Annotated in this window: 1 protein-coding gene and 1 pseudogene; both read left to right on the top strand. The window is 58.3% G+C overall.

Features of this window, described 5'->3' with window-relative positions; genetic code table 11:
- Positions 1–127: pseudogene (locus tag EN852_RS37515) on the top strand (carbohydrate ABC transporter permease); the annotation flags it as partial.
- A 27-nt stretch (positions 128–154) separates the two neighbouring features.
- Positions 155–331: ATP-binding cassette domain-containing protein (locus EN852_RS37510; protein WP_135879819.1), on the top strand; the 177-nt coding region annotated here is incomplete at its 3' end.

The raw sequence follows: 331 nt of genomic DNA, 5'->3' as shown, positions 1-331 counted from the left end.
ACGTTACCAGGTCGAGTGGCACCACGTCATGGCGGCGACTGTGCTTGCCACGGTCCCTGTCGCCATCGTCTTCTCCTGGCTGCAACGCTATCTCATCCGCGGCATGGCGCTCGGAGCGGTCAAATAAGCCTTGGAAATATAAGGACCTCCCAACATGGCATCGGTTACCATCAGCGGCGTCGAGAAGTGGTTTGGCACCCTGCAGATCCTCCATGGCATCGATATTGACATTGAGGACCAGGAGTTTGTCGTCCTGGTCGGGCCATCCGGCTGCGGCAAATCCACGTTGCTGCGCATGATCGCCGGCTTGGAATCGATATCGGACGGTGAG

Source organism: Mesorhizobium sp. M2E.F.Ca.ET.209.01.1.1 (assembly GCF_004010375.2).
Classification (GTDB): Bacteria; Pseudomonadota; Alphaproteobacteria; order Rhizobiales; family Rhizobiaceae; genus Mesorhizobium.
Note: the sequence above shows the minus strand (reverse complement) of the source record. Positions and strands in the feature narration are given on the sequence as shown.